Below are 24,136 nucleotides of genomic sequence, written 5' to 3'. Positions count from 1 at the left end.
TTAATTCCCCCTGCGGGACGCAACATAGCGTCCGACCATTTCGTCGATCTTGGCCACGATGGCGCCGCGCTCCAGCACGACGCCGCCATCGGCCCATTCGATCCGGCAGTCGCCGGTGGCAATGTCGGGCTCGGCCAGAATCACCAGCCGGCCTTCGAAGCCGCTCTGCTTGGCCAGCCGCTCGATGTTCTCGCGCGCGGCGTCGTAGAGCGCGTCGTTGATGCGGACGACGAGATGCGGCGTCGCGACCAGATGCGAGAAGCAGTCCTTGACCAGCGCGACGATCTCGCCGAGTGGCTCGGCGGCGACCAGATCGGCGCACAGCTTGCGCGCGACCGCGACCGCGACGTCGACAGCCTCGGTCTCCATCTTGGTTTCGATGTTGCCGATGCCCGAGGCGATGCCCCGGATGCCGATATTGATCTCTTCCATGGCGAGCGCGACGCGACGGTCGCTCTCGGCCTTGGCCTCGCGCTGGCCGGCGGCAAAGCCGTCCTGATAGGCGCGCGCCTCGGCTTCCGCGACCTTCTGGGCGATTTCGGCCGCAGTCGCGGCCTTCTCGCGCGTCCGATCGGGCGCGGCGAAGTCGTTATCAAACAGGAATTTTGCCGGAGCGGCCATCAATACACCAGCTCGTCGTCGGCGCGGTTCTTGGTCAGCATGATCTCGCCCTTGGCGGCCAAATCCTTGGCGAGGTTGACCAGCAGCGCCTGGGCCTCGTCGACGTCGCGCAGGCGCACCGGACCCATCGCGGCCATGTCGTCCTGGAGCATTTTGGCCGCACGCGAGGACATGTTGCCGAAGAAGAAGTTGCGGACGTCCTCGTTGGCGCTCTTGAGCGCGACGCCGAGCTTGTCCTTGTCGACGTTGCGCATCAAAGTCTGGGCGGAGCCGGAATCCAGCTTCACGAGGTCGTCGAAGGTGAACATCAGCGCCTTGATGCGCTCGGCCGATTCGCGGTTGTCCTCTTCCAGCGAGGTGATGAAGCGGGTTTCGGTCTGGCGGTCGAAATTGTTGAAGATTTCCGCCATCACCTCGTGGGCGTCGCGGCGGCGGGTCTGCGACAAATTGGACATGAATTCGGTGCGCAGTGTCTTCTCCACGCTCTCGATCACCTCCTTCTGCACCGCCTCCATCTTCAGCATGCGGTTGACGACGTCGAGCGCGAGATCCTCGGGGAAGATGCCGAGCACGCGCGCGGCGTGCTCCGACTTCAGCTTCGACAGCACCACCGCGATGGTCTGCGGATATTCGTTCTTGAGGTAGTTGGCCAGCACCTCTTCCTGCACGTTGGAGAGCTTCTCCCACATGTTGCGCCCCGCGGGGCCGCGGATTTCGTCCATGATGCCGTTGACGCGCTCGGGCGCCAGATATTGCTGGAGCAGCCGCTCGGTGGCGTCGAAATTGCCCATCAGCGCGCCGGAGGCCGACATCCGCGAGACGAATTCGAGCAGCATGTCCTCCACCGTGTCGACCTCGACGGTGCCGAGCGTCGACATTTCCAGCGAGAGCTGGCGCACCTCGTCGTCGTCGAGTAACTGCCAGATCTTGCCGCCATATTGCTCGCCGAGCGCCAGCATCAGGATCGCGGCGCGCTTCGGCCCCGCCACCGCTTCGGCCTTGGCGCCGCTTGCCGCACGGCTGCCGGCACGCTGACCGAGCGTGGAGATCACGCTGGTGATGTCGTTGGAATTGGCGTTTTGCAGATTGGCGGCCATGTCAGGTCACTTCTTGATTCACTTGACGCGGGTTATTTGGATGGTTCGGTCAGCCACTGGCGGATGATGGCGACGGTTTCGTTGGGGTTGCGTTCGGCGAGTTCGCCGACGCGATGAACGGACTGGGCATGGACCTGGCCCTGGATGGTGGCGACGTCGATCGCGCTGGCGGCGCCGCTCGGGAGCAGCGCCTGGCCGGCGGCCGGCGAGGCTTCGTCGGAATCGGCGGGGCCGGAGAGGACGCCGGAGATGGCGGCGGCGACTTCGTCGGATGCCAGGATGCGCTTGACCAGCGGGCGGATCACCAGGAACAGCACGATCAGGCCGAGCAGCATCATCACGCCGAGCTCGACGAAGTACATGACGTCGTCCTTGGTGAACTGCAGCATGCCGAGGAAGCCGCTTGGCTCGGCGATCGGGGTGGTGGAGGGGGCATCGGCAAAGCGCAAATTGACGACCTCGACCTGGTCGCCGCGCTTCTGGTCGAAGCCGATCGCCGAGCGCACCACCGTGGCGATGCGGTCGAGCTGCTCCTTGGTGCGGTCGGTGTAGGCGAGCTCGCCCTTGTCGTTCTTTGTGTAGATGCCGTCGACCAGCACCGCGACCGAGATGCGGTTGACCCGGCCGGCCTCGGTCACCTCGGTCTTGGTGGTGCGGGAGATCTCGTAATTGTTGGTCTCTTCGCTCTTTTTGCTCTGGTCCTTGGCCGCGACGCCGCTGTTCTGCTGGTTGCCCGGCAACTCGTTGTTGACGGTGACCTGGCCGTTGTTGTCGGCGGTCATGCTCTGCTCTTCACGGGTCTGGCTCGAGCGCAGCACGCGGCCTTCGGGATCGAACTTGTCCGAGGTCTGGGTGATCTTGTTGAAGTCGAAATCGGCGGAGAGCTGGACCCGCGCGCGCCCCGTCCCCACCACGGAGGAGACGATGTCCTCGACCTGCTTGCGCATCCGTTTCTCGAAGGCGGTGCGGCGCTCGTCGCCGACGGCCTGCTCCGGATCGTTCGCGGCGCCGTCGGCCAGGAGCTGGCCGGCCTCGTCGACGATCGAGACCCGCTGCGGCTTCAGCCCGTTGACGGCAGAGGCGACGAGGTGGCGGATGGCGCGGATCTGCTGGGCTTCGAGCGCGCCGCGGACCCGGACCACGATCGAGGCCGACGGCTCCGGCGCCTCGCGCGAGAACAGCGGGCGCTCGGGCAGCACCAGATGGACGCGGGCGGCCTGGATGCGGTCGATGGCGCGGATGGTGCGGGCGAGCTCGCCTTCCAGCGCGCGCAGGTGGTTGATGTTCTGGACGAAAGAGGTGGTGCCGAGTGCGTCCGACTTGTCGAACACCTCGTAGCCGACGCCGCCGCCCTTGGGCAGGCCGCCCTCGGCGAGCTTCATCCGCAGGCGGGTGACCTTGTCCTTGGGCACCATGATGATGGTGCCCTCGTTGCGCAGCTCGAACTGGATGCCCTGGCGCTCCAGGTCCTTGATGATGCCCGAGGAATCCTCGACGCTGAGGTCGGTGAACAGCGTCGTCATCTGCGGCGTGGTGACGCGCATGATGACGAACGCGAAGAAGCCGACGAGCGCGGCGGTGACCGCGATCATCGCCCCGAACCGGGCGGCTCCGATACCCTTCAGAAAGTCCGCAAGACCTTGCAAGCAACCGCCCCGAGAGATTCGGCTGCTTTCACAGGAAAGGCCGACTGGGCAATTATTGCCTAGGTGATGGTTTCGATATGGTTAACGAAGGTTAAGAGCTGGGACAAAAGTCGCGCCAAAACCAAACATGAAAAAAATCGGCCTCGCGGGGCGAGGCCGATTTTCGTCAAAAGCCGCAGATTTCCGGATTGCCTACTGGCGATATTGCTGGATACGGGTGGTGCGAAGTCCCGCCAGACCATGCTGGTCGATCGAAAACTGCCAGGAGAGGAATTCGTCAACCGTCAGGGTATAACGGCTACAGGCCTCCTCGAGGGAGAGAAGTCCGCCACGAACTGCGGCGACGACCTCGGCCTTGCGGCGGATGACCCAGCGTTTGGTGCCGGGTGCAGGCAGATCCGCAATCGTCAACGGACTACCGTCCGGCCCGATGACGTATTTTACCCTCGGGCGATGGGGTTCTGTCATGGCGTACTCACAAACTCTCAACCACTGAACTCACTCAGGAACCCTACGCGTGCCGGCTTAAAAATCCGCTAAGCCTAAGGCTTCAATACAATTCTCGTTGAAAATGGCTGGAACGCAGCCGTCTCGACCGGCGGGACGGGGCGTCCAGGCCGGCCGAGGGGGGTGTTCGTAAATACATTACTAACGAACAAGGCCTGCGGGGGTGTCGCCAAGCCTCTCAACGTCGTCCTGGCGAAAGCCAGGACCCATTACCCCAGCGCGAAGTTTGGCGAAGACTCGGGGTTACTTCCTCGCGCCAAAACGACTTTCGGTGGCTATGGGTCTTGGCTTTCGCCAGGACGACACGGAATGTGTGGATCGCGCGCCGCCTTTAATTGCTGGCGGTGGCGATGATGCTCTTGACCTGGCTCATCGTATAGCTGGCGCCGTCGATGGTGAGCAGCGGCGGCGACTGGGTCAGGTCGACGGACGATACCGTGCCCTGCACCTGCGCGGCGATGCCGACATTGTTGTTGGCGACGTCCTTGCCCGTGGCCGAGATCGTGTACTTGCCGTCGGGCCATTGCGTGCCGTCGTTGCCCTGGCCGTTCCAGGTGAACGGAACGTCGGTGCCGGCGCCGGCGGTATATTTGCCGGTGAACACGGTCTGGCCGCTGGCATTGGCGATGGTGATGTCGACGGTGGCGTCGCTCGGCACGTTGAGATGCCAGGTCGCCGACGAATTCGTCATGGTCCCGGTCGTGCCGTCGACCAGGGCGGTCTTGCCGACGAAGCCGAGCGCCTGGGTCGCCTGCGTGGTCTGTTGCAGGGTGACGAGCTGGGACAGCGAATCGTTGGTCTTGAGCTGCTGCTCGACGCCGGCGAACTGCACCAGCTGCTGCGTGAACTGGTTGGTGTCGAGCGGATCGAGCGGGTTCTGGTTCTGCAGCTGCGTCGTCAGCAGCGTCAGGAAGGTCTGGAAGTTGCCGGCCAGCGTCGCGCCGGTGCTCGAGCCCAGGCTCGTGTTCGACGAGGAGGATTTCGGCAGGTCGGTCGTGCCCGAGACGACGGACGGGGCGGTGGCGGCATTCGTGGTGGTCATGTTCGAATACTCCTCACACTCTGATATCGACGCCGCTGCTCGATCCGAGCATGCGGCCGTAGCTGCGCCCGACGGGCGCGGCGGGAACTGCGTCCTCGTCGCTGATGATCAGCCGGCGGGCATTGCTGCCATTGTCGTTGTTCTGGCCGGAATTCTGGCCCGACGAATTCTGGTCGCGCAGGCTGAAGGACAGCCCGTTGCTGCCGGTCTTGAGGCCGGCATCGTCGAGCGCGCGCTGCAATTGCGGCGCGTCCTGCCGCAGCATCTGCAGCGTCTCCGGCTTCTCGACGGTGAGATGCGAGGTGACCTGGCCGTTGCGGTCGACATTGATGCGGACGTCGATGCGGCCGAGGTCGAGCGGATCGAGGCTGATGTCGAACCGGGTTTTTCCGGAACGCGCGGCGGCGGCGATCTCGATCGGCACGCCGCTGATCGGAATGGCCGTATTGGTCGCGGCGGTCGCGGTCAGCGTCGCGGTCGATGCGGTCGCAGCCGAGGTCGTATTGGTGATTGGCGCCTGGATCGCGGAGGCGGCCTGCGCGCTGGTGTCGGTGGTGGGGACGGCGGCCTCCGCGCCCGCATGGGCGTGCGCAGGCGTGGCTGAAGCCGTCGCGTCGGCGGAGCGGTCTGGTGCGCCGGCCTTCGCATCGATGGTGCTGGCATCGGCTTCCGGCTTCGTTGTGTGCGGATGCGTGGCGGCGTTGGCGGCCGTCGGCGGGGTCTGCGCGGCGTTGGCCTTGCCTGCGTCCTGGCCGATATTGGAGACGTCGCTCTCGCCTTGCGCGGTAGCGACGGCCTTGAACGAGGGTTTTGGCGTGCCCTGGTCGACGGGGGCGATCAGGCCGCCATTGCTCTTCGCGTCGGTCGCGGTCGCGTCGGTTGTCCCGGTGGCGGCATCGGCCAGCGTCGCCGAGGTGGCGGCATCGACCTTGGCGCCCGCGATCTTCGCGCTCTTGTCTCCCGGCGTCGCGGTATCGGTCTTGGCGCCCTGGATCTGCGCCGCAATGGAGGCGCTGGCGGCGATGCCGGCGGCGGCGATCGTCAGCGGCGAGGAGGCGGAGCTGGCGGCCTGGGTCGCGGCCGCGTTCGGATCGAGCGGCACGACCGGCGCGGCCACCACGATTGCATTGGGATCGGGCACGGCCGTCTGCGTCGCGTCAATCTGCGCGGTTGCCGCGGCATCGACGGCGACGGCGAGGCCATCAGTGCCGTCGGTCTTGTCCCCCTTGGTCTCGTCGGACTTGTCCGCCGATTTGGCGTCGGAGGTCTCAGACTTGTCCTTGGTCTTGGTGGGCTTGGCCGGATCGGCCGTCGTGTCGCTCGTGCTGTCGTTCTTGCTGTCGTTTTTGGCGGGCGCGGGATTGTCGGTGTTGTCGCCGGCCTTGCTCTGCGAGGGCCGGTCGGTCGCCGAATGATCGCGCGAGCTCCTGTCCGAAGCGGAGGACGACGAATCGGTCCGGCGCGGGCTGTCCTGCACGGCGGACGTCGCGCTGTCGCCGATGGCCTGGGTGTTGCTGTCGACCAGCGAGCCGAAGGAATCGTTGGCGGAGCTGTCTTTCGGGGCTTGCGAGCGGGCAGGCTTTTGCTGCGCGCTGGGAACCTGCACGCTTGCCACTACATCTGACGTACGACCGACCACAGGCAACCCCTTCACAACATCTTCGGTAGAAGAGGTAGCAAGGAGCGGGCCAGCCTCGCCAACAGGTGTTTTATATAACAAAATCAATATCTTGAAGAATCGGAGCGGCCGCCCCGAGGCCTTTCAACCCCCCGCCATTTCTGCCTCCCCGGCAAGAATTGCCCTAACCTGGCAGCCCGTGATTGCTTCACCGCTAGGCCGCCTATATTAAAGAGACAGCTCTCAGCCGCTTTCGACCGGGCAAGCCGCGCTCTTCGGGAACTCTCAGGTCCCGGGAATCGCCGATGTCCCGCCGGAAGCACCCAGCGGATCGCCCCACGCCGCCGTCACAACGCTTTAAGGCCCATGCTCAACAGTCTGGATCTCGAAGGCCGTCCTGAGGATACCAGGGTCGTCGTTGCCATGTCGGGCGGCGTCGATTCATCGACGACGGCTGCGCTTTTGAAGGCGGAAGGCTACGACGTCGTCGGCATCACGCTGCAGCTCTACGACCATGGTGCTGCGACCCATCGCAAGGGCGCTTGCTGCGCCGGCCAGGACATTCACGACGCCCGCGACGTCGCCGCCAAGCTCGGCATTCCCCACTACGTGCTCGATTACGAGGACCGCTTTCGCGAGTCGGTCATCGACGTCTTCGCCGACAGCTACGCGCTCGGCGAGACGCCGGTGCCGTGCATCGAGTGCAACCGCTCGGTCAAGTTCCGCGACCTCTTGAAGACCGCGCGCGAGCTCGGCGCCACCGCGCTCGCCACCGGCCATTACGTCGCCTCGCGCCGGCTCAATGACGGCTCCCGCGCGCTGGTCTGCGCGGCCGACAGCGACCGGGACCAGAGCTATTTCCTGTTCGCGACCACGCGCGAGCAGCTCGACTTCCTGCGCTTTCCGCTCGGCGACATGACCAAGCCCGAGACCCGCGAGCTCGCTCGCCGCTTTGGCCTCGCGGTCGCCGACAAGCACGACAGCCAGGATATCTGCTTCGTGCCGACGGGCCGCTACACCGACATCATCACCCGCCTGCGGCCGAACGCGATGGACCCCGGCGACATCGTCGATCTCGCCGGACGCGTGCTCGGCCGGCACAACGGCATCGCCAATTTCACCATCGGCCAGCGCCGCGGCCTCGGCATTGCAGCCGCCGCGCCGCTGTTCGTGGTGCGGCTGGAGGCCGCCAACCGCCGCGTCGTCGTCGGCCCGCGCGAGGCCTTGAAGATGCATCGCATCGTGCTGCGCGACGTCAACTGGATCGGGAGCGGCGACATCGACCGCGCCATCGGCAATGGCCTCGAAATGTTCGTGCGCGTGCGCTCAACCCGCGCGCCCCAGCCCGCCTGGCTGCGCGGCGAAGGCGGCCACTACGAGGTCGAGCTCGTCGCCGGCGAAGAGGGCGTCTCGCCCGGCCAGGCCTGCGTGTTCTACGACGCGCCCTCCGGCCAGGCCCGCGTGCTCGGCGGCGGCTTCATCCAGAGCGCCGCGGCGAAGGTCGCGAGCAGCACGGCGCGGCCGCTGGTGGAAGTGGTTCGCGGTTGATCATGAGATTGGATCGCGCTGCCGCGGCACCGCAAGTGCGCCCCCTCTCCCGCCTGCGGGAGAGGGTTGGGGAGAGGGCTCTCTCCACCAGCGATATCTCGCGAGCGGAAAGAACCCTCATCCGCCGCGCTCTCACGAGCGCGTCGACCTCCCCCGCAAGCGGGGGAGGTGCACCAACGTCGGGGTTGGCATCGATCTCACTTTTGTTCATGACACTCTAAAGAAACGCGCAGGGCAGGGGGCATGGCAGCAGACATCTCGCGGGCCGGGGTCGAGAAGGCCTATGGCCGCTGGGCGCCGGTCTATGATCTCGTGTTCGGCAAGGTGTTCGACGCCGGACGGCAGTCGACCATCGCCGAGGCCGACCGGATCGGCGGCCGCATCCTCGACGTCGGCGTCGGCACCGGCCTGTCGCTCTCGGACTATGCGCGCACCACAAAAATCTGCGGCGTCGACATTTCCGAGCCGATGCTGCGCAAGGCGCAATCGCGCGTGCGGAGCTTGCGGCTTTCCAATGTCGAAGTGCTCTCGGTGATGGACGCGAAAAACCTCGCCTTCCCCGAAAACTTCTTCGACGCGGTGGTCGCGCAATATGTCATCACCGCCGTGCCCGATCCCGAGGGCACGCTCGACGAGTTCGTGCGCGTCTTGAAGCCCGGCGGCGAGCTGATCCTCGTCAACCACATCGGCGCGGAAAAGGGTTTTCGCAAACTCTCCGAGCTCGCGTTCGCGCCGCTTGCCCGCCGCCTGGGCTGGCGCCCGGAATTCCCGTGGGCCCGCCTCGTCAACTGGGCCGCCAGACACGGCGGCGTCACGCTGGCCGAGCGCCGCCCCATGCCGCCGATGGGCCATTTTTCGCTGATCCGCTACCTCAAATCGTAACGAGATTTGCCCGGCGCGCAGCCAAGCCCGCGGTGCGCTTCCTCCCCCGCGAGCGGGGGAGGGTCGGGGAGAGGGCTCTCTCCACCCGCGACATGTCGCGAGTTACTCCGTCATCGCGAGCGTAGCGAAGCAATCCAGACTGCCTCCGCGGAGGGATCCTGGATTGCTTCGCTACGCTCGCAATGACATGCGGAAACCTGAGGGGGTCCAACCCCGATCACATCGCATTTCCCCGGGAACATCGCCCCCGATCCCGGCGTTTCCCTCTCATGCGCACGACATCAAACATCATTCTTGCGGGCCTCCTGATCGCCGCCTCAGGCGTCGCGATCGCGCAGGCCCCACCCGCCCCGGCGACGCCGCCGCAAGCGACCGCGCCGCCATCCCCACAACGCGCCGCCGGCTGCGCGCCTTCGGACCGGTTGACCACGACCCCCGAGGGCACCACCACCGGCCAGTCCCGGGAACCGCTTGGCGACAAATTGGCAAAATCCGACGGCGTGCTCTGCCCGCCCTCCGGCGTGGACCCCGACATGCACGCCCCCGCGCCCTCGACGGACGGCGCCATGCCGGTCATCCCACCCCCCGGCAGCCCCGGCGGCGACTCAACCGTCCGCCCAAAATAGGCGGATTCGCTCTTTCTTCCGCCTCTCCCCGCCCGCGGGGAGAGGCCGAAATCCGCGCAAAGCGCGAATTTCGGGTGAGGGGGAGTCTCCGCGAGTCTGGTCCCGAAAAACGGCCAGTTGGCCTTCAAAATCCCCGCTTTTCACTCTCCCGCGGACTTGTGGTGCCGAAGCGTAGCGAAGGCGGATTGACAGCCCGCCGCCCCCTTCCTTATATGCCGCGCGTTCGCGAGATCGGCTGTTCCGCCGTTCGCGACCCTGTGGCGGGGTAGCTCAGCTGGTTAGAGCACGGGAATCATAATCCTGGGGTCGGGGGTTCGAGTCCCTCTCCCGCTACCAAACTCCGGCTAATTCCTTGATTTCCCCATAGTCAGCCTATCCAGCTGGCGACGCCGAGGATGGGGCGCACGAAGCCGGGGCATGGGCGGTCGTTGCCTCGATTAGGCTTATCGCCGTGGCGCAACCCGCATTTTCTGAATTGTCCGTGGACCCGCAGTTGGGGCTGCGTCGGCTTGGCTTTGTCAGGGCTCTCGCACGCGCCGCAGCAAACGGTGCTTACCAACAGTAGCGAACACAAAAGCGCTCGCGTTTACGGCAACCTTCGGTATCAAATAGCACCTGAGAAAAACTAATACGGGTTGATTCAGGGGGCGCCGTTGAGGATTTCGAAGAAGTTTCGTTTGGGCCTTACTCAACCGTCATTGGACTTTGTCGACGTTGATACGAGAAACGACACGAAGGTTTTTATCAGCCCGTCCGCACTGGCAACGGTGCCGTCTGATTGGGGCAATAATTGCGTTCATCTAATTCAAAGCTTCTTTCGCCAAGTGCTTGGTTTAATCAAGGCTGGCAAAAATCGCGAGGCGGAGGAGTTACTTTTGGTTCTCCGTGAACCGAATGAAACTCATCTTGGATTATCCAAAGGGAAGTCTCAAGGTCGAGCGCTTGGCAAAGGTTCAGCCAGGGTTCTGTGGCACGCCCTGAGCACTAGCGAGGCGGCAAAGAGCGGCCTTCTTACTGATCTGGAAGATGCTGCCCTAATGATCGAGGGGATCAGCGTCGACATTATTTCTGATATGACCACGAATATCATTCGAGGACCGTTGATCGAGTACACTCAACGCATGTGTGACCAACACGGCATACCAACGACGCAAGGCGTTGATACAGGCCCGCTGTGGGACTCTCACAGCAAGCTTTGGGTCAGTCGACTGGACAGGCTGCCGTTAACTGAGAGTGGCAAGCTTCTGCTCGTACCGAAAGCCATTGTAAGGCAACAGCCCGACTTCGACGCGGGAGAGTACTATCGTCATTTCTTGATTACGCATATGCGACATGCCGAGCTAGATGGCGGTTCTGCCCTTGTTGAGCTTTTGAAGAACGGCAGACGCCGAGTTACGAAGAAGGCGCTTGTTGAGAAGTACGGTGGAAACAAAGCGGCCATTGTGCGCGAGTCGCTGAAATACCCGGCGGCTCTTAGAGAATACAAAGAAAGCAAGGAGGCGAAAAAGCGTCCTCCCCTGTCTCTCGAAAAGATTGCCGAGCTACAGAAGGCAGCTCAACCCGATTGGGCAAAGCTCCTGGATGATGTCGTCTCCCTCAGTCCAGGAAAAGACGACGCAGATAGATACGAAAAGGCAGTCGAAGCGCTGTTTACAGCCTTGTTTTACCCGGCACTGACATCGCCTGTTTCTCAACACAAGATTCATGACGGTCGAAAACGAATCGACATCACCTATACAAACATGGTGACTGCCGGCTTCTTTAGGTGGATTGCGGCGCATTATCCTGCCCCGCAGATATTCGTCGAATGCAAAAACTACACCCGCGATCCAGAAAACCCTGAATTAGACCAACTTATAGGTCGGTTTTCGCCGAGCCGAGGGCGGGTCGGGCTGCTGGTATGCAGAACTTTTAAGAATAAGGCGCTTTTCGAACGGCGGTGCCGAGATGGTAGAATTGACGACCACGGCTATATCATCGCGCTCGATGACACCGACCTCAAAGCGCTGGTCAAGTTTCGTCAGGAAAACGATCTTTACGAGGAGTTTCCGCTGCTTAGATCAAAGTTCCAGAAATTGATCGATTGAGGGAAGCTCAAGCGACAGGTCGTAGGGCGGGACTCAAGGGCGGTTGTCGTGCATCCCCGAAACCAACGCTCCCGTAGACTTTAGGGTCGCCTCCGTGAGGCTTGGGGATCAGCCGATCGCTTGACCTTATCTATCCGGTGCTGATCGTTCGATAATTGCATCAAAGGCCCACAGCCTATCGTCGTCCGAAGAGCGCAATAGCGTCGGCTGCGTCCTATGTCTGAAGACTCTCTAATCGCCGTGCAGAAGCCTTATTGCGCCCGCCGAGGGAGGTAACACATGAATGTTGGAAATAGTCCGCAGGTAAATGTAAGGCCCCTGAGTGGGGGGACGACGAAACCTTCCCGCAAATGTCGCCATGTTCTCAGAGTTGAAGCCGACACGTCCAAGTTCTCAGAGCTCTACGATCAGATGAAACTGTTGGCAGGCGATACACAACGGTTTGTCGAGGTGTTGCCCGGTCACGCCGCCTTTCATTTTGAAAAGTTCGACGTTTACACCGCCTTTCGATCTTTGGTGGTCAGCAGGCATGTTCGGATTCTGCGGCCCGGGGAGGACCTTGCGCCCGAGAAAATGATGATCGTCGCAACTCCTATGAGTGATAAATTCAAGGAGTGCAGACTTCGCGTTCATGACGACGCGTTTGAGGCTCGGCTTGCGCAGCACATAATGGGTCCAATTCTTTCGAGGCTAAACGAGGTTTCGGTCGATTACATATATGAACCTAGCATATTCTTGCGCCGCTCTATGGTGCGCTATCTCGTTCTGGCGTTGTACCGACTCCTAGATAAGCCAAACGAGAAAGGAGCAACCGGTGTAACAGCGTCGATTCAGAGCCTTCTGGAGATGGCGAGATCGGAAGATATCCTTCTGCCAGAGCAACTCGCTGCGCTTGAGCGGGACTTTGAAAAAGTCAAAGCAGATGGAGCGGATGGAGAATACGACATCCTCACTGCCATCCGGGAAGTAAGGAATATCCAAGTCGCTCATAGTCTCATCCCTCACTCCGATCCGACAGATCAACTGTGGGCGCACCACCTCGACAACTTTGCCGATGAAGTATTCCGCCTGATGGTAGAGTTGGAAGGAGTGCTCACTGAAGCCACGGGAGCGGCCTTGAATTGTTTGAGAAACAATGCAGATCGGTTCCGCGATAACACGGGAGCATTCTGGCAGTTGCTCGTTACCGAGAGCACGCCATACGAAGACGTCTGGCGCCGCCGTTCGCCTAAGGTGAAAGCAGCATTGTCAAAATAGGAAACACGGGCAGGCGCAGTCGTCGGTAAGTTGCGAATGCCTAGGGCACCACAAACCGTGAACCCTCATTGCTGTTGTCTGGAGAACGGCCGAGTGTGCTATGTCATTTGATCCGACCAATATGCTTGCGGTAAGCCGAACGGCTGGCCGCTTGGCGTCAGGATATTACGCTTTCCTCGTTGCTCAGTATGTGGCGGCAAATCCCCTTTCCATAAACGCCTTGCCGCCAAATGGAGAACTGGGGCAAAGCCCGATCGGCAAGATAGCGAGGAAAGATGGCACGTTTCACACGCTTAATTTGCGTTACTACCTCGACCTCTTCCGAGAGGATCAGAAAATACAGACCGAAATCTTGCGGGCGTGGGCTTTGGGCGCGCTAATCTCGCTGGGCGACGAATTATCGGCGCATCGGTATTTTGATCGAGCACCAATTTTGGAGCTTGTGTATCACCTCCGCAATGGAGTTGCTCACGGTAACCGATTCAATACGACTGGAGGTGGTCTCCGTCGACTGGCGCAGTTTCCTGCTCACAATCGCGCAGCCATGTCAAAAAGCCCGACGGGTATCACCTATGAGATAACGCCAGCACTGAGCGGTTCCGTCCTATTCGGCTTCATGGGGCCGGCTGACGTTATCGACCTACTGCAATCAGTCGAACTGCATTTGTCGAAGGCGGCTGGAGCCAGACGGTAGCTCATGAAATAACGGCGATCACTAATTGACCGCAAATCAGAATTTCGATGTTGCGGTTTTCCGGCGGCGAATGGCCCAAGTCTTGTCTTCGCTCAACCCTGAAACGAGTCGCCTCCTTAATGTCTCCGCCTCTTGCCCGTCGGGCAAAACACCCGCTGCCCCGTCAATCCCTCGGCACGAAAATATTCCACTTTACCGAAATTCGGGTTTGGCGTATGTGTCGCTCATCCCGGCTCATCCTTGAGGGCGATCTTGTGGTCGTCACGTTCGCGAGCCGGGCTTGCGGTGGACGCGGCAGCGTTCGGGTGCGAGAGGTGTGGGCAGGGCGGATTGCTCTCCGTGAGCCCAAAACTTCGTACCGACGAGCGGCGCTGCTAGGCTTCGTCTCGCCTGTAAGTTTCCGGCTCCGTCGACAGGGCTGGAAAAACTGCGGCGAAATGGCGGGCCGTGCGTACGGCAAAACCGTGTGGTCCTGACCGTCGTTGCTACGGTCAAGCTCTTGCGGATGCGGCATTGGCGTCAACCGGCGCAGTGTCGGCGACTTCTGTGAGAGTGAGGGAGGCCAGCAGGAACTCGGCTCCCGGGAGAGCACGGCATAAGCCGTCCAACCATCGCGCAGGGAAGGCCGAGTGATTGGCTACACCTGTATGCTGCTGTGCGGCTCTTTTGCGCTACATCTTCGCGCAGCGGACCGCGGGTGCCAGCCGGCACCCGGCCTTCCCTGTGCCCTCTTGGACAAGAGGGTGGAATGACGAAGCAAACCTCGGGCGAAACGCGCCGCGAGAACGAGAGGCCATGTCCGCTGTCGGAAAGGTCTCTCGATCATGTCGCGGCATGCAACCGAAGCCTATCCCTGTCGAAGGCAGGATCTGACGAAGCAGGCCTTGATGCGATTTGGAGCGAGTGACCTCACGCGGCGCGGCGGCGAGTCGTTGCCTTTGTCTTGGCCTTTGTCTTGGCCTTTGCCTCTGTTTTTGCTTTTGCCTCTGTTTTTGCCTTCGGATTCTCCGGCGCCGCCGATGGCGAGTTGCGTCGAGCACCAGGGCCGGGGTGGGTATGAACCTCCTTGGCCAAAAGCGGCTCGCCGCATTCGGAGCAAACCATGACCGGATGGAAGTCCTTGCCGCATTTGCGGTGCTCATGCAGCAAAGGCCGCCCGCGGGCGTCGACCATGTGAATGTCGCCCCAGTGCACGATCGCCATCATGATCGGATAGAGATCGAGCCCCTTCTGGGTGAGGATGTATTCGTGCCGCTTGGGCGAGTCCTGATAGGGAATACGGCGCAGCACGCCCTGCCGGACCAGCTTCTTCAGCCGTTCGGCGAGCAAATGGCGGGTAATTCCGAGCGAAGACTGAAATCCCTCGAAACGACGTGTGCGCAGGAAGCATTCACGCAGGATCAGGAGCGTCCAGCGATCGCCGATCACGCCGATGGTTCGGGCCATCGAACATGGCTCTTCCTCCAGCTCACCCCATTTCATTCATGCTCTCCACTCTGCCCGCGGCTTCCACTCTAATCGTCCATGGCCTCTCTTGTTCACGCGATAGTTCTAGATTGGAACTTAACGAGAAACAATCCCTTGCCGGGCATGCGTATTTCCGCACGAGTTCTACCAGAATTGACAGTTCGTTTTTAGAACTATATGAATGATTGGCAGTCTGTGTTCGGCCCTCTGGCGCCGATCGTCCCGCTTCGCACACGACAGATCCAATCTGACCGGGAGAAGGCCCTTGCAAAAGAGAAACGCGACCGTGGCCGTGATCGGCGCCGGTGATTTTATCGGCAGCGAGATTGCAAAGAAGTTCGCCTCCGAGGGCTTTACGGTGTTCGCGGGACGTCGCGACGGCGCCAAGCTCGAACCGCTCGTCAAGGAGATCGAGACGGCCGGCGGCGAAATTCACGCACGCGCGCTCGATGCGCGCAAGGAGGAGGAGATCATCTCCTTCCTCGGCGATGCCGACAAGCACGCGCCACTCGAGGTCTGCATCTTCAACGTCGGCGCCAACGTCAATTTTCCGATTCTGGAGACGACCGAACGGGTGTTCCGCAAGGTCTGGGAAATGGCTTGCTATTCCGGCTTCCTCGCCGGCCGCGAGGCCGCGCGCCTGATGCTGCCCCGCGGCCAGGGCAATATCTTCTTCACCGGCGCGACGGCGAGCTTGCGCGGCGGAAGCGGCTACGCGGCCTTCGCCAGCGCCAAGTTCGGCCTGCGTGCGGTCGCGCAAGCCGCGGCGCGCGAACTGGGCCCGAAGAACATTCATGTGGCGCATCTGATCATCGATTCCGGCGTCGACACGGAATGGGTACGGCAGCGGCGGATCGAGGCGCTGGGTCCGAACGCGCTGGACAATCCCGACCTCCTGATGCCGCCATCGTCGGTCGCCGAATCCTACTGGCTGCTCTATCAGCAGCCCAGGAGTGCCTGGACCTTCGAGCTCGAGATTCGTCCCTTCGGCGAGAAATGGTAGCGGCAGCCGCTGACGATGGAGCTGCTGACGATGGGCTCATGGGCCGTTCGGCAGGCGTTCAGAACGAATTGCCGAAGCGGTGCTCCGGAAGTCCCTGCGCGATCCCGTGAATCGCGAGAACGTGACCCGCCTGGGGTTCAACGCTCAATTGCTCGCGGTCCAGAAACTTTCTGGCCGTCGTCACGAACAAGGTCTTCAGGTCGGCTCCGCCGAAGCACACGCAGGTCGGATTGGTCGCCGGCACCGCAATGACGGTGTCGATGCGGCCGTCCGGCCGATAGCGTATCACCCGGCCGCCGGAGAAGAACGCGGTCCACAATCCGCCGGCGACGTCGACACACGCGCCGTCGGGCCTCTCCCCGGAGCCGCTGTAGTCCGCGAACAGCCGTCTGTTGCGGATCACGCCGTCATCGAGATCGAAGTCGAACTGCCAAGTGCGGTATCGCCGCGTATCGGTGAAATAGAGCGTGCGGTTGTCGGGCGAGAACGCAATGCCATTGGTCACGATGACATCGCCGAACATGTGCGCTGGCCGGCCGTCCGCGTCCACACGATACAGCGACCCGTTCGGCCGATGCAGCTGGTTGTCCATGGTGCCGATCCATAGCCGGCCCCGCGCGTCGACGCGGCCGTCGTTGAGGCGGTTGTTCGGGCCGCTTTCGACCTCGCAGAGCTGGCTTGGAGCACCGTCGCCGGACGAGCGTCGATAAAGCCGCAGATCCTGCGCCAGCAGGTGGGAGCCATCTGCCGTCAGGGCCTGACTGCCGAGGAAGTTGCACGCGTAGGGAAAGACCTGATGAGCGCCGGTCGCCGGATCGAAGCATTGATGCAGCTGCCGGTCGATGTCGACCCACCACAGCTTGCGGGAGCGGTCGCACCACAACGGCGTCTCGCCGAGGATGTCGCCTGCGGCGACCGCGGTCTCGACCCGATGCGCGGGGATCATGCTGGCGGTCATCCCGAAATCCTATTCCAGCCGCGCGCGCTATCGCCGAAAGCCTCATATCCGTCCGCGGTGACGGCGGTCGTGTCCTCCAGCTTGATGAAGCCGCGCGCGTGGGGCAGCGTGGTCTCGATCGAGATCACCATGCCGGCTTCAAGCGGTTCGTTGGCGTCGTCGGCGGGATAGGGGACGGGGCCGCTCGATGTCAAACGCGGCGCTTCGTGGCTGACGATCCCCATGCCATGGGCGACGAAATGCATCTGCTTGCCGTGAGTGGACTGCGCGAGCGCCTCGTTGGCCGCGGCATAAATGCCGCTGCCGGCGAGGCCGGCCCGGATCGGCACGCGGGCTGCCTGCTGCACCAGGTCGATCTCGCCGAGCAGATCGAGCAGCTCGCCGTCGGGCGCGCCGTGGACGGCCATGCGGCAGAGGTCGCCGATGTAGCCCCGGTAGTTGCCTCCCGAATCCAGCGAGATGACGTCGCCCGGTGCGAGACGCTGCTCGGATGGCGCCCTGTTGAGGCTCGTTCCCAGCGTCACCAGCCCGTATTCGAAAATCATGTCGCGCGACAGCTCGGCCCGCCGCAGATGATCGATGATTTCGCGCTTGCTCTGCCCGGGGCGGATCTGGTCGACCGTATCGATCATGGAGGCGACGACGCGCTCGGAGGCTTCGCGGAGAACCTCCAGCTCGGCGGCCGTCTTAACGGCGCGCAGTCTCTCGAGCGGGCGCATCGCCTCGACGAAGCGGCCATGGCCGAAATCTTTGCGCAGCACGTCCGCCGCATCGGCCGGCAGAAACGAACCCTCGATGCCGATACGAGATGCAGATGTCGCGACGGACTTCAGGTGCTTGACGGCGAGCGCCATCGCCTCGACCGTGGTCGACGATCCGAACACGACCGCCGGCATCCAATGGCCGTCGCTCGTCCGGTTCCGGACGCTGTCGCGCTCGTTCCGGTTGGCGATATAGGCCGACTTCTCCAGCGCGCCCTTCACATAGACGAGAACGGGCAGGTACCGGCTGATGCCGATCGCCTCCATGTAGTCGAACTGGAAATGATAGTAGCCGCCAAGCAAATACTGGATGTTGTGCTTGGAGGTGACGATCAGCACGTCGATGCCGGCATCGTCGAGCAGGCGGTCGAGCCTGGCCGTGGAGAAGGGAATGCCGCAACGCATGTGATTCTCGCTGCTCAGTCCTCGTTCCAGGAGGCGAGGGCGTGCGCGACGCAGCCGTTGATGTGCTCGGTGAGCACGGCTCTGGCGCTCTTGATGTCGCGCTTGAGGGCGCATTCCAGCAGCGCCTTGTGCTGGTTGATCGTCTCCGCGCCGCGGTAGCGCAGCGCATAGCGGAAATATTTGTCGAACACGACCGCGTGGGTCTGCATCAGCTCGCGCGAACCGCAAGCCGAGATAAGCGCCTGGTGGAATTCGCCGTCGTAGCGTTTGCGCAGCTCGGGATCGTCGCCTTCGCTGAGCACGGTACGTTCGGTCGCCGCCAGCTTGTGATGCGCCGACACCACGCGGCCTTCCCACTCCACGTCGCCGGCGCGGAACGATTCGGCCATCGCATGATGTTCCAGCAGGATACGGAGACCGGCGAGCTCACGCAGGTTCTGGATGGAGATCGGCGCCACCTCGAAGCCGCGCTGGCCCTCCGCGACCACGAATCCCTCGGACGCCAGCCGATTGAGGATCTCGCGCAGCGTGGAGACGCTGACGCCGTAGTCTTCCTTCATGGCGTCGAGCCTGAGACGCACCGAGGGCGTGAGCACGCCAAAAATGATGTCGGAGCGAATCCGCTGGTAACCGCTGTCGCCCGCCGACAAGGGCCGTCCCTCGAGTGACGTCATGCTCTCCGATCCCGCGAACGTGTGCGCAGCGCCCTATGGCCAAGCGCTAAACTACCAATGTCGCCCGCAATATAGCAGACACCGGTCCTCAGATGTATTCCAAATTATCATAGGAATTTCAAATTATCATTTGACCAAGAAATATAGTTATGTTTTTTGGTTGACCTGAGGGTGCAGAAAATAATGGCTGAAGCCGCCGCCGCGCCCCGATCGAACAGGGAGGTCAAAATGAGCTTGTTGGTACGGGCGCTGTCTGCGACGGCAATCTGCGTGGCGCTGACGGTCGGCGCATCCGCTCAGGAGATTCAGGAGCGGACGATCAGGTGGGGGCATCTGAACAACACCGATCACCCCGTCAGTGCGGGGGTGCAGAAATTTGCCGAGATCCTGCTGGCGAAGAGCGGGGGCAAGATGAAGGTTCGCGAGTTCGCGGCCTCGCAACTCGGCAACGAGCTGCAGCAGCAATCGGCGCTGCGCGGCGGCACGCAGGAAATGCTGTCGGCCTCGACGACGTCGCTTGCGACCGTCGTTCCGGAGTTCGGGCTCATCGATTTCCCGTTCCTGTTCAACACGGTCGAGCAGGCCGATGCTCTCGCGACCGGCAAATTCGGCAAGGCGATGATCGACACGCTGCCGTCGAAGGGGCTTATTGGCCTTGGATATTGGGGCCTGGGCTTTCGCAACGTCACCAATAGCACCCGCCCGATCACCAAGCTCGAGGACTTCAGCGGCCTCAAGCTTCGCGTGATTCCGAACCCGGTCTATCTCGAAAGCTTCAGTGCCTTTAAGGCCAATCCGGTCCCGATGGCCTTCGGTGAGCTGTATTCGGCGCTGGAGACCCGAACCGTCGACGGCCAAGAGAATCCCTACACGGTCATACTCTCGAACAAATTCTACGAAGTGCAGAAATACGTTTCCGCCACAAATCACACCTTCACCCTGAACATCATTCTGGTGAGCAAGGTCTTCTGGGACAAGCTGTCGCCGACCGAGCAGGGGCTGATGCGCGAAGCGTATGAGGAGAGCCGCCCCTACCAGAAGGAGCAGACGCGCCTTCAGACCGAAAAGGCTCTGACGGAGCTGCAGGCCAAGGGCATGCAGTACAATGCGATCGCTCCCGAGGAAACGGAGCGCATGCGGAAGGCAGCACAGCCGGTCGCGGACAAGATTTCTGCCAATCTTCGTCCCGAGACGGTGAAGCTCTTCAACGAAGAGGTCGAGCGCATCCGCAAGGACGTGAAGTAGTCGGCCTTTTCAGCATGCAAGAGACGGAGCCGACCGGTCGGTCGGGTCCTAACCTGACTTTGCCTGGACCGCACAGATGGCACGATATCTCGACCTCTATTGCACGCTCCTGAAGGGCATCATTGCCGCGTTTCTTGCGGTGATGGTGGTGCTGGTCTTCGGCAACGTGGTTCTGCGCTACGGCTTCAACTCCGGAATCACGATTTCCGAGGAGCTGTCGCGCTGGTTCCTGGTCTGGCTGACTTTCCTCGGTGCCATCGTGGCGATGCGCGAGCACGCGCATCTGGGAGTCGATACCGTCGTGCGGATGCTGCCGGCCTTCGGCAAGCGCATCTGCTTCGTCATCAATTACGTCCTGATGCTGTTCGCCGACTGGCTCCTGCTCTCGGGAAGCTGGCGCCAGACGATCATCAATATCGACGACCGCGCGCCGGCGACCGGCCTATCGCTTGGCATCTTCTATGGTGTGGGCGTGATTTTCGGCGTTTCGGCCGGAATCATCCTTCTCTACGACCTGTTCCGTGTCGTGTCTGGACAGGCCAGCGAAGCCGACATGGTAGCCGTCAGGGAATCGGAAGAGCACTGATGTCGTCTCCTCGTCTCGTGTCGCCCGGCGCTCACATCCTGACAATCATCGGGATCACGCCATGACGATTGCCGTCTTCACCTTCTCGCTGCTTGGCGCCATGGCGCTGGGCATGCCGATCGCCTTTGCGCTGATCGTCTGCGGCGTGGCCCTGATGAGCACGATCGACATGTTCGACGCCCAGATCGTGGCGCAGAACATCATCAACGGCGCGGACAGCTTTCCGCTGATGGCCATTCCCTTCTTCATGCTCGCCGGCGAAGTCATGAACAAGGGTGGTCTGGCCAAGCGGATCGTCAATGTTGCGCTCGTCGCCGTCGGACATTTTCGCGGCGGACTTGGTTACGTCACCATCCTCGCGTCCTGCATGCTTGCGTCGCTCTCCGGCTCTGCGGCGGCCGATGCCGCGGCGCTGGCCGCCCTGCTGGTGCCGATGATGGTGGCGGCGGGCCACAAGAAATCCTACGCGGCGGGTCTGGTGGCGGCCGGCGGCATCATCGCGCCCGTCATTCCGCCCAGCATCGGGTTCGTCATCTTCGGTGTCGCCGCCGGCGTTTCGATCTCCAAGCTGTTTCTGGCCGGGATCGTCCCCGGGCTGATGCTCGGGGTGGGGCTCTGCCTGGCATGGTCGTGGGTGGTGCGCCAGGAGAACCTGACGCCGCCGCCGAGAGCATCGCTCTCGGAGATGGTGAAGGCGGTGGTCGACGGCTTCTGGGCGCTGATGCTGCCGGTGATCATCGTCGTCGGCCTGCGTTTCGGCATCTTCACGCCGACCGAAGCCGCGGTGGTCGTCGCCGTCTATTCGCTGTTCGTCGCGACCTGCATCTATCGGGAATTGAAGCTGTCGCAGCTTTATGCCGTGTTCGTCTCCTCGGCTCTGACGACGAGCATCGTGATGTTTCTCGTGGCAGCGGCGCTGGTGTCGTCATGGCTCATCACGGTGTCCGAGATTTCGGCCCAAGTCGTCACCCTGCTGAAGCCGTTCATGGGCAACAACACGCTCCTGATGCTGGCGATCATGGTCGTGGTGGTCATCGTGGGAACGGCCCTCGACATGACGCCGACCATCCTCATCCTCACGCCGATCCTGATGCCGATCGTCAAGGCGGCGGGCATCGATCCCGTCTATTTCGGCGTCCTCTTCATCATCAACAACGCGATCGGCCTCATCACGCCGCCGGTCGGTATCGTGCTGAATGTGGTTTGCGGTGTCTCCAGGATCAGCATGGAGGACATCATCAAGGGCGTCTGGCCCTTCCTGATTGCACAGCTCGTGGTCCTGTTCCTGATGGTGCTGTTCCCGGGGCTGGTGACGATTCCGGCCAAATGGTTCGCCGGCTAGGGCCGCGTTGGCGCAAAGTGCGATCATGAAAATACGAGAAGGAAGGGCGCAATGGCCGCAAAGATCATGATCCTCAACGGACCCAATCTCAATTTCCTCGGCATCCGCGAGCCTCATATCTACGGCTCGACGACGCTCCAGGAGATCGAGGCGAGCTGCCAGGCGCTGGCCGATCAGCTCGGCGTTTCGATGTCGTTCCACCAATCGAACATGGAGGGCGAACTCGTCAGCCTGATTCAGTCCGCCCATGGCAGCGCGGACGCAATCATCATGAATCCCGCCGCCTATTCGTTCACCTCGATCGCGCTGATCGATGCGCTGAAGATTTTCGAGGGCGTGAAGATCGAGGTGCATATCTCGAACATCCACGCGCGGGACGAACTGCACCGCCACTCGATCACCTCGAGCGCCTGCACGGCGGTCATTTGCGGCCTGGGTCCATATGGCTATCTCGCCGCGATGCTGGCGGCCGTTCAACGGCTGGCGCAATTGCCTGAAACCATTCCGCCGGCTCTGCACGGGCTTGCGGCCGGCGGCAAGGCGTAGGCACGGAGGGGGCGATGCGCGGCACGGGATTTCTCGCCATCTGGAGCGACGTCGAGGCTCGAGACCTGACCGACTACCTTCACTGGCTGACGCGTGAGCACACGACGGAGCGCGTGACGACCAAGGGCTTCCTGGCATCGCGTGTCTTCCGCGCGGCAAGGGACGACATCAACCGCTTCTTCATTCTGTATGAGCTGGAAACACCCGAGGTCCTCGACGGTGAAGCCTATCTGGCGCGCCTCAACGCGCCGACGCCGTGGTCACAGCGCATCATGCCGAAGCTCGGCAATTTCATGCGCGGCGGGGGCGTCATGACCGCGCGCGCGGGGCGGGGCGAGGGCGCATCGATCATGGCGCTGCGAATCGAGAAATTGCCGAAAGATACCCAAAGTCTGGCTCAGGCGCTGGTCGCGTCCGACGGCGTTGCCGCCGTGCAGATTGGCGCGACCGACGAGGCGCGGACATCAGTGCGGACGACTGAGAAGGGCATGCGGAAGAACGAGGGCTTTTTCGCCGGGCTTTTGCTGATCGAGGCGCTTGATGTCGCGTCGTTGCAGGCTGCCTTGCGGCGGGCGAGCGAGCTTGCGCCCGACGTCTTCGGCCGGGCGAGCGAGCCGGAAGTCTATCAGGCCATGTTTGCGCTCGACGCCCGTATCGCGGACTTCGGCTGATGGCAAATTTCTCGCTCGCCGCGTTGACCGTGCTCGAGCTTGCGCCGCCCGAGATGATCGAATTGGCGGCGCATTGCGGCTATGAGCAAGTCGGGCTCAGGCTATTGCCCGCCACGCCTGGCGGTGTTGCCTATCGCCTGATGGACGATGCGCCGCTCCTTCGGGAGACGCTCCGGCGGTTGGAGTCGACGGGGGTGACGGTCGCCGATCTCGAAGTCGTCGCGTTCAAACCGGAAACCGAGATCGCCTCGTTTACGCCCTTCTTCGAGGTCGGCGCGCGCCTCGCCGCCAAGCACATCCTCGTCGCGGGCTACGATCCGGATCTGGCGCGGTTTTCGGATCGCTATCAGCAATTTTGCGAAGCGGCAGCAAGCTATGGCCTGACCTCCGATCTCGAATTCATGCCCTGGACGAGCATTCCGAACCTGACGACCGCCATGCGGATCGTCGGCGACGTCGATCGTCCCGGAGCCGGCATTCTGGTCGATGCGCTGCATTTCGACCGGTCGCAAAGCTCGCTTGCGGACCTCCGCGCCATCCCGGCACAACGCTTTCACTACTGGCAACTCTGCGACGGCCCAGCCGAACGCCCGGCGACCACGGAGCAGCTCATCCATGCGGCTCGCGAGGAGCGGATGTTTCCGGGCGAGGGCGGAATAGACCTGATCGGGCTTGCAAGCGCGATGCCGAATGGTTTGACGATCAGCATCGAGGTTCCGACCGTTCAACTGGCCAAGAGCGTCGATGCCGCGTCGCGAGCACGACGGGCATTGGCGGCGGGCAGGGCGGTGATGGAGCGGGCGCGCAGCCGGCGTTGAGAATCACCGGACGGGAAGGGGTGTGCGGGATGTCG

The 24,136-nt window shown here is 62.4% G+C and carries 23 protein-coding genes and 1 tRNA gene; 14 read left to right on the top strand and 10 right to left on the bottom strand.

Features of this window, described 5'->3' with window-relative positions; all coding sequences use genetic code 11:
* From IVB31_RS05330 to IVB31_RS05305, 6 genes are all read right to left on the bottom strand, one after another.
* On the bottom strand, window positions 1–621 hold the full coding sequence (locus IVB31_RS05330) for a FliH/SctL family protein (protein ID WP_247319544.1): 621 nt from the start codon (window positions 619–621) through the stop codon (window positions 1–3).
* On the bottom strand, window positions 621–1,718 hold the full coding sequence (gene fliG, locus IVB31_RS05325; RefSeq protein WP_247319543.1) for a flagellar motor switch protein FliG: 1,098 nt from the start codon (window positions 1,716–1,718) through the stop codon (window positions 621–623). Before fliG ends, IVB31_RS05330 begins: the two co-directional genes overlap by 1 nt.
* A 32-nt stretch (window positions 1,719–1,750) precedes the next feature.
* Window positions 1,751–3,364: a flagellar basal-body MS-ring/collar protein FliF gene (gene fliF, locus IVB31_RS05320; RefSeq protein WP_247319541.1), complete on the bottom strand. Its 1,614-nt coding sequence runs from the start codon at window positions 3,362–3,364 to the stop codon at window positions 1,751–1,753.
* A 192-nt stretch (window positions 3,365–3,556) separates the two neighbouring features.
* Complete coding sequence (locus tag IVB31_RS05315) at window positions 3,557–3,832, bottom strand: DUF1153 domain-containing protein (RefSeq protein WP_002714638.1); 276 nt, start codon at window positions 3,830–3,832, stop codon at window positions 3,557–3,559.
* Between the two features lie 370 nt (window positions 3,833–4,202).
* Window positions 4,203–4,913, bottom strand: coding sequence for a flagellar hook capping FlgD N-terminal domain-containing protein (locus IVB31_RS05310; protein ID WP_247319539.1), 711 nt, complete (start codon window positions 4,911–4,913; stop codon window positions 4,203–4,205).
* Window positions 4,914–4,926: 13 nt separating this feature from the next.
* Window positions 4,927–6,552: a flagellar hook-length control protein FliK gene (locus IVB31_RS05305; RefSeq protein WP_247320359.1), complete on the bottom strand. Its 1,626-nt coding sequence runs from the start codon at window positions 6,550–6,552 to the stop codon at window positions 4,927–4,929.
* A 345-nt stretch (window positions 6,553–6,897) separates the two neighbouring features.
* Here IVB31_RS05305 and mnmA point away from each other — a divergent pair, with 345 nt between their 5' ends.
* The 7 genes from mnmA to IVB31_RS05270 all read left to right on the top strand — a co-directional run bounded on the left by mnmA (window position 6,898) and on the right by IVB31_RS05270 (window position 13,625).
* A complete protein-coding gene (gene mnmA / locus IVB31_RS05300; RefSeq protein WP_247319537.1) occupies window positions 6,898–8,079 on the top strand; it encodes a tRNA 2-thiouridine(34) synthase MnmA in 1,182 nt (393 codons plus the stop codon).
* 243 nt (window positions 8,080–8,322) lie between these two features.
* Window positions 8,323–8,961, top strand: coding sequence for a class I SAM-dependent methyltransferase (locus IVB31_RS05295; RefSeq protein WP_247319536.1), 639 nt, complete (start codon window positions 8,323–8,325; stop codon window positions 8,959–8,961).
* Between the two features lie 269 nt (window positions 8,962–9,230).
* Window positions 9,231–9,587, top strand: a complete 357-nt coding sequence (locus IVB31_RS05290; protein ID WP_247319535.1) for a hypothetical protein — start codon at window positions 9,231–9,233, stop codon at window positions 9,585–9,587.
* A gap of 259 nt (window positions 9,588–9,846) precedes the next feature.
* Window positions 9,847–9,923, top strand: a tRNA-Met gene (locus tag IVB31_RS05285).
* Between the two features lie 317 nt (window positions 9,924–10,240).
* Window positions 10,241–11,674, top strand: a complete 1,434-nt coding sequence (locus tag IVB31_RS05280; protein WP_247319534.1) for a hypothetical protein — start codon at window positions 10,241–10,243, stop codon at window positions 11,672–11,674.
* Window positions 11,675–11,953: 279 nt separating this feature from the next.
* Entirely contained in the window at window positions 11,954–12,931 is a 978-nt protein-coding gene (locus IVB31_RS05275; RefSeq protein ID WP_247319533.1) for a hypothetical protein, read from the top strand.
* A 100-nt stretch (window positions 12,932–13,031) separates the two neighbouring features.
* Window positions 13,032–13,625: a hypothetical protein gene (locus tag IVB31_RS05270; RefSeq protein ID WP_247319532.1), complete on the top strand. Its 594-nt coding sequence runs from the start codon at window positions 13,032–13,034 to the stop codon at window positions 13,623–13,625.
* A 909-nt stretch (window positions 13,626–14,534) separates the two neighbouring features.
* On the opposite strand, the gene IVB31_RS05265 is transcribed toward IVB31_RS05270, so the two are convergent.
* A complete protein-coding gene (locus tag IVB31_RS05265; RefSeq protein ID WP_247319531.1) occupies window positions 14,535–15,107 on the bottom strand; it encodes a helix-turn-helix domain-containing protein in 573 nt (190 codons plus the stop codon).
* A gap of 250 nt (window positions 15,108–15,357) precedes the next feature.
* Here IVB31_RS05265 and IVB31_RS05260 point away from each other — a divergent pair, with 250 nt between their 5' ends.
* Window positions 15,358–16,095, top strand: a complete 738-nt coding sequence (locus IVB31_RS05260) for an SDR family oxidoreductase (RefSeq protein ID WP_247319530.1) — start codon at window positions 15,358–15,360, stop codon at window positions 16,093–16,095.
* 58 nt (window positions 16,096–16,153) lie between these two features.
* On the opposite strand, the gene IVB31_RS05255 is transcribed toward IVB31_RS05260, so the two are convergent.
* The 3 genes from IVB31_RS05255 to IVB31_RS05245 are packed head-to-tail and all read right to left on the bottom strand — an operon-like array spanning window position 16,154 to window position 18,893.
* Window positions 16,154–17,053: an SMP-30/gluconolactonase/LRE family protein gene (locus IVB31_RS05255; RefSeq protein ID WP_247319529.1), complete on the bottom strand. Its 900-nt coding sequence runs from the start codon at window positions 17,051–17,053 to the stop codon at window positions 16,154–16,156.
* Complete coding sequence (locus IVB31_RS05250; RefSeq protein ID WP_247319528.1) at window positions 17,050–18,219, bottom strand: Xaa-Pro peptidase family protein; 1,170 nt, start codon at window positions 18,217–18,219, stop codon at window positions 17,050–17,052. The genes IVB31_RS05255 and IVB31_RS05250 overlap by 4 nt, the downstream gene beginning before the upstream one ends.
* Before the next feature lie 14 nt (window positions 18,220–18,233).
* On the bottom strand, window positions 18,234–18,893 hold the full coding sequence (locus tag IVB31_RS05245) for an FCD domain-containing protein (RefSeq protein ID WP_247319526.1): 660 nt from the start codon (window positions 18,891–18,893) through the stop codon (window positions 18,234–18,236).
* Between the two features lie 228 nt (window positions 18,894–19,121).
* Here IVB31_RS05245 and IVB31_RS05240 point away from each other — a divergent pair, with 228 nt between their 5' ends.
* The 6 genes from IVB31_RS05240 (at window position 19,122) to IVB31_RS05215 (ending at window position 24,101) form a co-directional block, all read left to right on the top strand.
* On the top strand, window positions 19,122–20,138 hold the full coding sequence (locus IVB31_RS05240) for a TRAP transporter substrate-binding protein (protein WP_247319517.1): 1,017 nt from the start codon (window positions 19,122–19,124) through the stop codon (window positions 20,136–20,138).
* 76 nt (window positions 20,139–20,214) lie between these two features.
* Entirely contained in the window at window positions 20,215–20,724 is a 510-nt protein-coding gene (locus IVB31_RS05235) for a TRAP transporter small permease (protein ID WP_247319515.1), read from the top strand.
* Window positions 20,725–20,785: 61 nt separating this feature from the next.
* Window positions 20,786–22,066, top strand: a complete 1,281-nt coding sequence (locus IVB31_RS05230) for a TRAP transporter large permease subunit (protein WP_247319513.1) — start codon at window positions 20,786–20,788, stop codon at window positions 22,064–22,066.
* A gap of 51 nt (window positions 22,067–22,117) precedes the next feature.
* The gene (locus IVB31_RS05225) at window positions 22,118–22,612 is read left to right on the top strand and encodes a type II 3-dehydroquinate dehydratase (RefSeq protein WP_247319511.1); all 495 of its coding nucleotides are present in this window, start codon (window positions 22,118–22,120) and stop codon (window positions 22,610–22,612) included.
* Window positions 22,613–22,626: 14 nt separating this feature from the next.
* Window positions 22,627–23,283, top strand: a complete 657-nt coding sequence (locus IVB31_RS05220; protein ID WP_247319508.1) for a hypothetical protein — start codon at window positions 22,627–22,629, stop codon at window positions 23,281–23,283.
* Window positions 23,283–24,101, top strand: coding sequence for a TIM barrel protein (locus tag IVB31_RS05215; protein WP_247319507.1), 819 nt, complete (start codon window positions 23,283–23,285; stop codon window positions 24,099–24,101). The genes IVB31_RS05220 and IVB31_RS05215 overlap by 1 nt, the downstream gene beginning before the upstream one ends.
* Window positions 24,102–24,136 lie beyond the last annotated feature (35 nt).

The organism is Bradyrhizobium sp. 21 (assembly GCF_023073335.1).
Lineage (GTDB): Bacteria > Pseudomonadota > Alphaproteobacteria > Rhizobiales > Xanthobacteraceae > Bradyrhizobium.
The sequence above is the reverse complement of the archived record's forward strand: the minus strand, read 5'-3'. Positions and strand labels throughout refer to the sequence as shown.

What these genes read in the sequence shown, in the direction of transcription:
- IVB31_RS05330 (WP_247319544.1), bottom strand. Translation starts at nt 621, where the DNA reads ATGGCCGCTCCGGCAAAATTCCTGTTTGATAACGACTTCGCCGCGCCC.
- fliG (WP_247319543.1), bottom strand. Translation starts at nt 1,718, where the DNA reads ATGGCCGCCAATCTGCAAAACGCCAATTCCAACGACATCACCAGCGTG.
- IVB31_RS05315 (WP_002714638.1), bottom strand. Translation starts at nt 3,832, where the DNA reads ATGACAGAACCCCATCGCCCGAGGGTAAAATACGTCATCGGGCCGGAC.
- IVB31_RS05310 (WP_247319539.1), bottom strand. Translation starts at nt 4,913, where the DNA reads ATGACCACCACGAATGCCGCCACCGCCCCGTCCGTCGTCTCGGGCACG.
- mnmA (WP_247319537.1), top strand. Translation starts at nt 6,898, where the DNA reads ATGCTCAACAGTCTGGATCTCGAAGGCCGTCCTGAGGATACCAGGGTC.
- IVB31_RS05295 (WP_247319536.1), top strand. Translation starts at nt 8,323, where the DNA reads ATGGCAGCAGACATCTCGCGGGCCGGGGTCGAGAAGGCCTATGGCCGC.
- IVB31_RS05290 (WP_247319535.1), top strand. Translation starts at nt 9,231, where the DNA reads ATGCGCACGACATCAAACATCATTCTTGCGGGCCTCCTGATCGCCGCC.
- IVB31_RS05275 (WP_247319533.1), top strand. Translation starts at nt 11,954, where the DNA reads ATGAATGTTGGAAATAGTCCGCAGGTAAATGTAAGGCCCCTGAGTGGG.
- IVB31_RS05270 (WP_247319532.1), top strand. Translation starts at nt 13,032, where the DNA reads ATGTCATTTGATCCGACCAATATGCTTGCGGTAAGCCGAACGGCTGGC.
- IVB31_RS05265 (WP_247319531.1), bottom strand. Translation starts at nt 15,107, where the DNA reads ATGAAATGGGGTGAGCTGGAGGAAGAGCCATGTTCGATGGCCCGAACC.
- IVB31_RS05255 (WP_247319529.1), bottom strand. Translation starts at nt 17,053, where the DNA reads ATGACCGCCAGCATGATCCCCGCGCATCGGGTCGAGACCGCGGTCGCC.
- IVB31_RS05250 (WP_247319528.1), bottom strand. Translation starts at nt 18,219, where the DNA reads ATGCGTTGCGGCATTCCCTTCTCCACGGCCAGGCTCGACCGCCTGCTC.
- IVB31_RS05245 (WP_247319526.1), bottom strand. Translation starts at nt 18,893, where the DNA reads ATGACGTCACTCGAGGGACGGCCCTTGTCGGCGGGCGACAGCGGTTAC.
- IVB31_RS05240 (WP_247319517.1), top strand. Translation starts at nt 19,122, where the DNA reads ATGAGCTTGTTGGTACGGGCGCTGTCTGCGACGGCAATCTGCGTGGCG.
- IVB31_RS05235 (WP_247319515.1), top strand. Translation starts at nt 20,215, where the DNA reads ATGGCACGATATCTCGACCTCTATTGCACGCTCCTGAAGGGCATCATT.
- IVB31_RS05230 (WP_247319513.1), top strand. Translation starts at nt 20,786, where the DNA reads ATGACGATTGCCGTCTTCACCTTCTCGCTGCTTGGCGCCATGGCGCTG.
- IVB31_RS05225 (WP_247319511.1), top strand. Translation starts at nt 22,118, where the DNA reads ATGGCCGCAAAGATCATGATCCTCAACGGACCCAATCTCAATTTCCTC.
- IVB31_RS05220 (WP_247319508.1), top strand. Translation starts at nt 22,627, where the DNA reads ATGCGCGGCACGGGATTTCTCGCCATCTGGAGCGACGTCGAGGCTCGA.
- IVB31_RS05215 (WP_247319507.1), top strand. Translation starts at nt 23,283, where the DNA reads ATGGCAAATTTCTCGCTCGCCGCGTTGACCGTGCTCGAGCTTGCGCCG.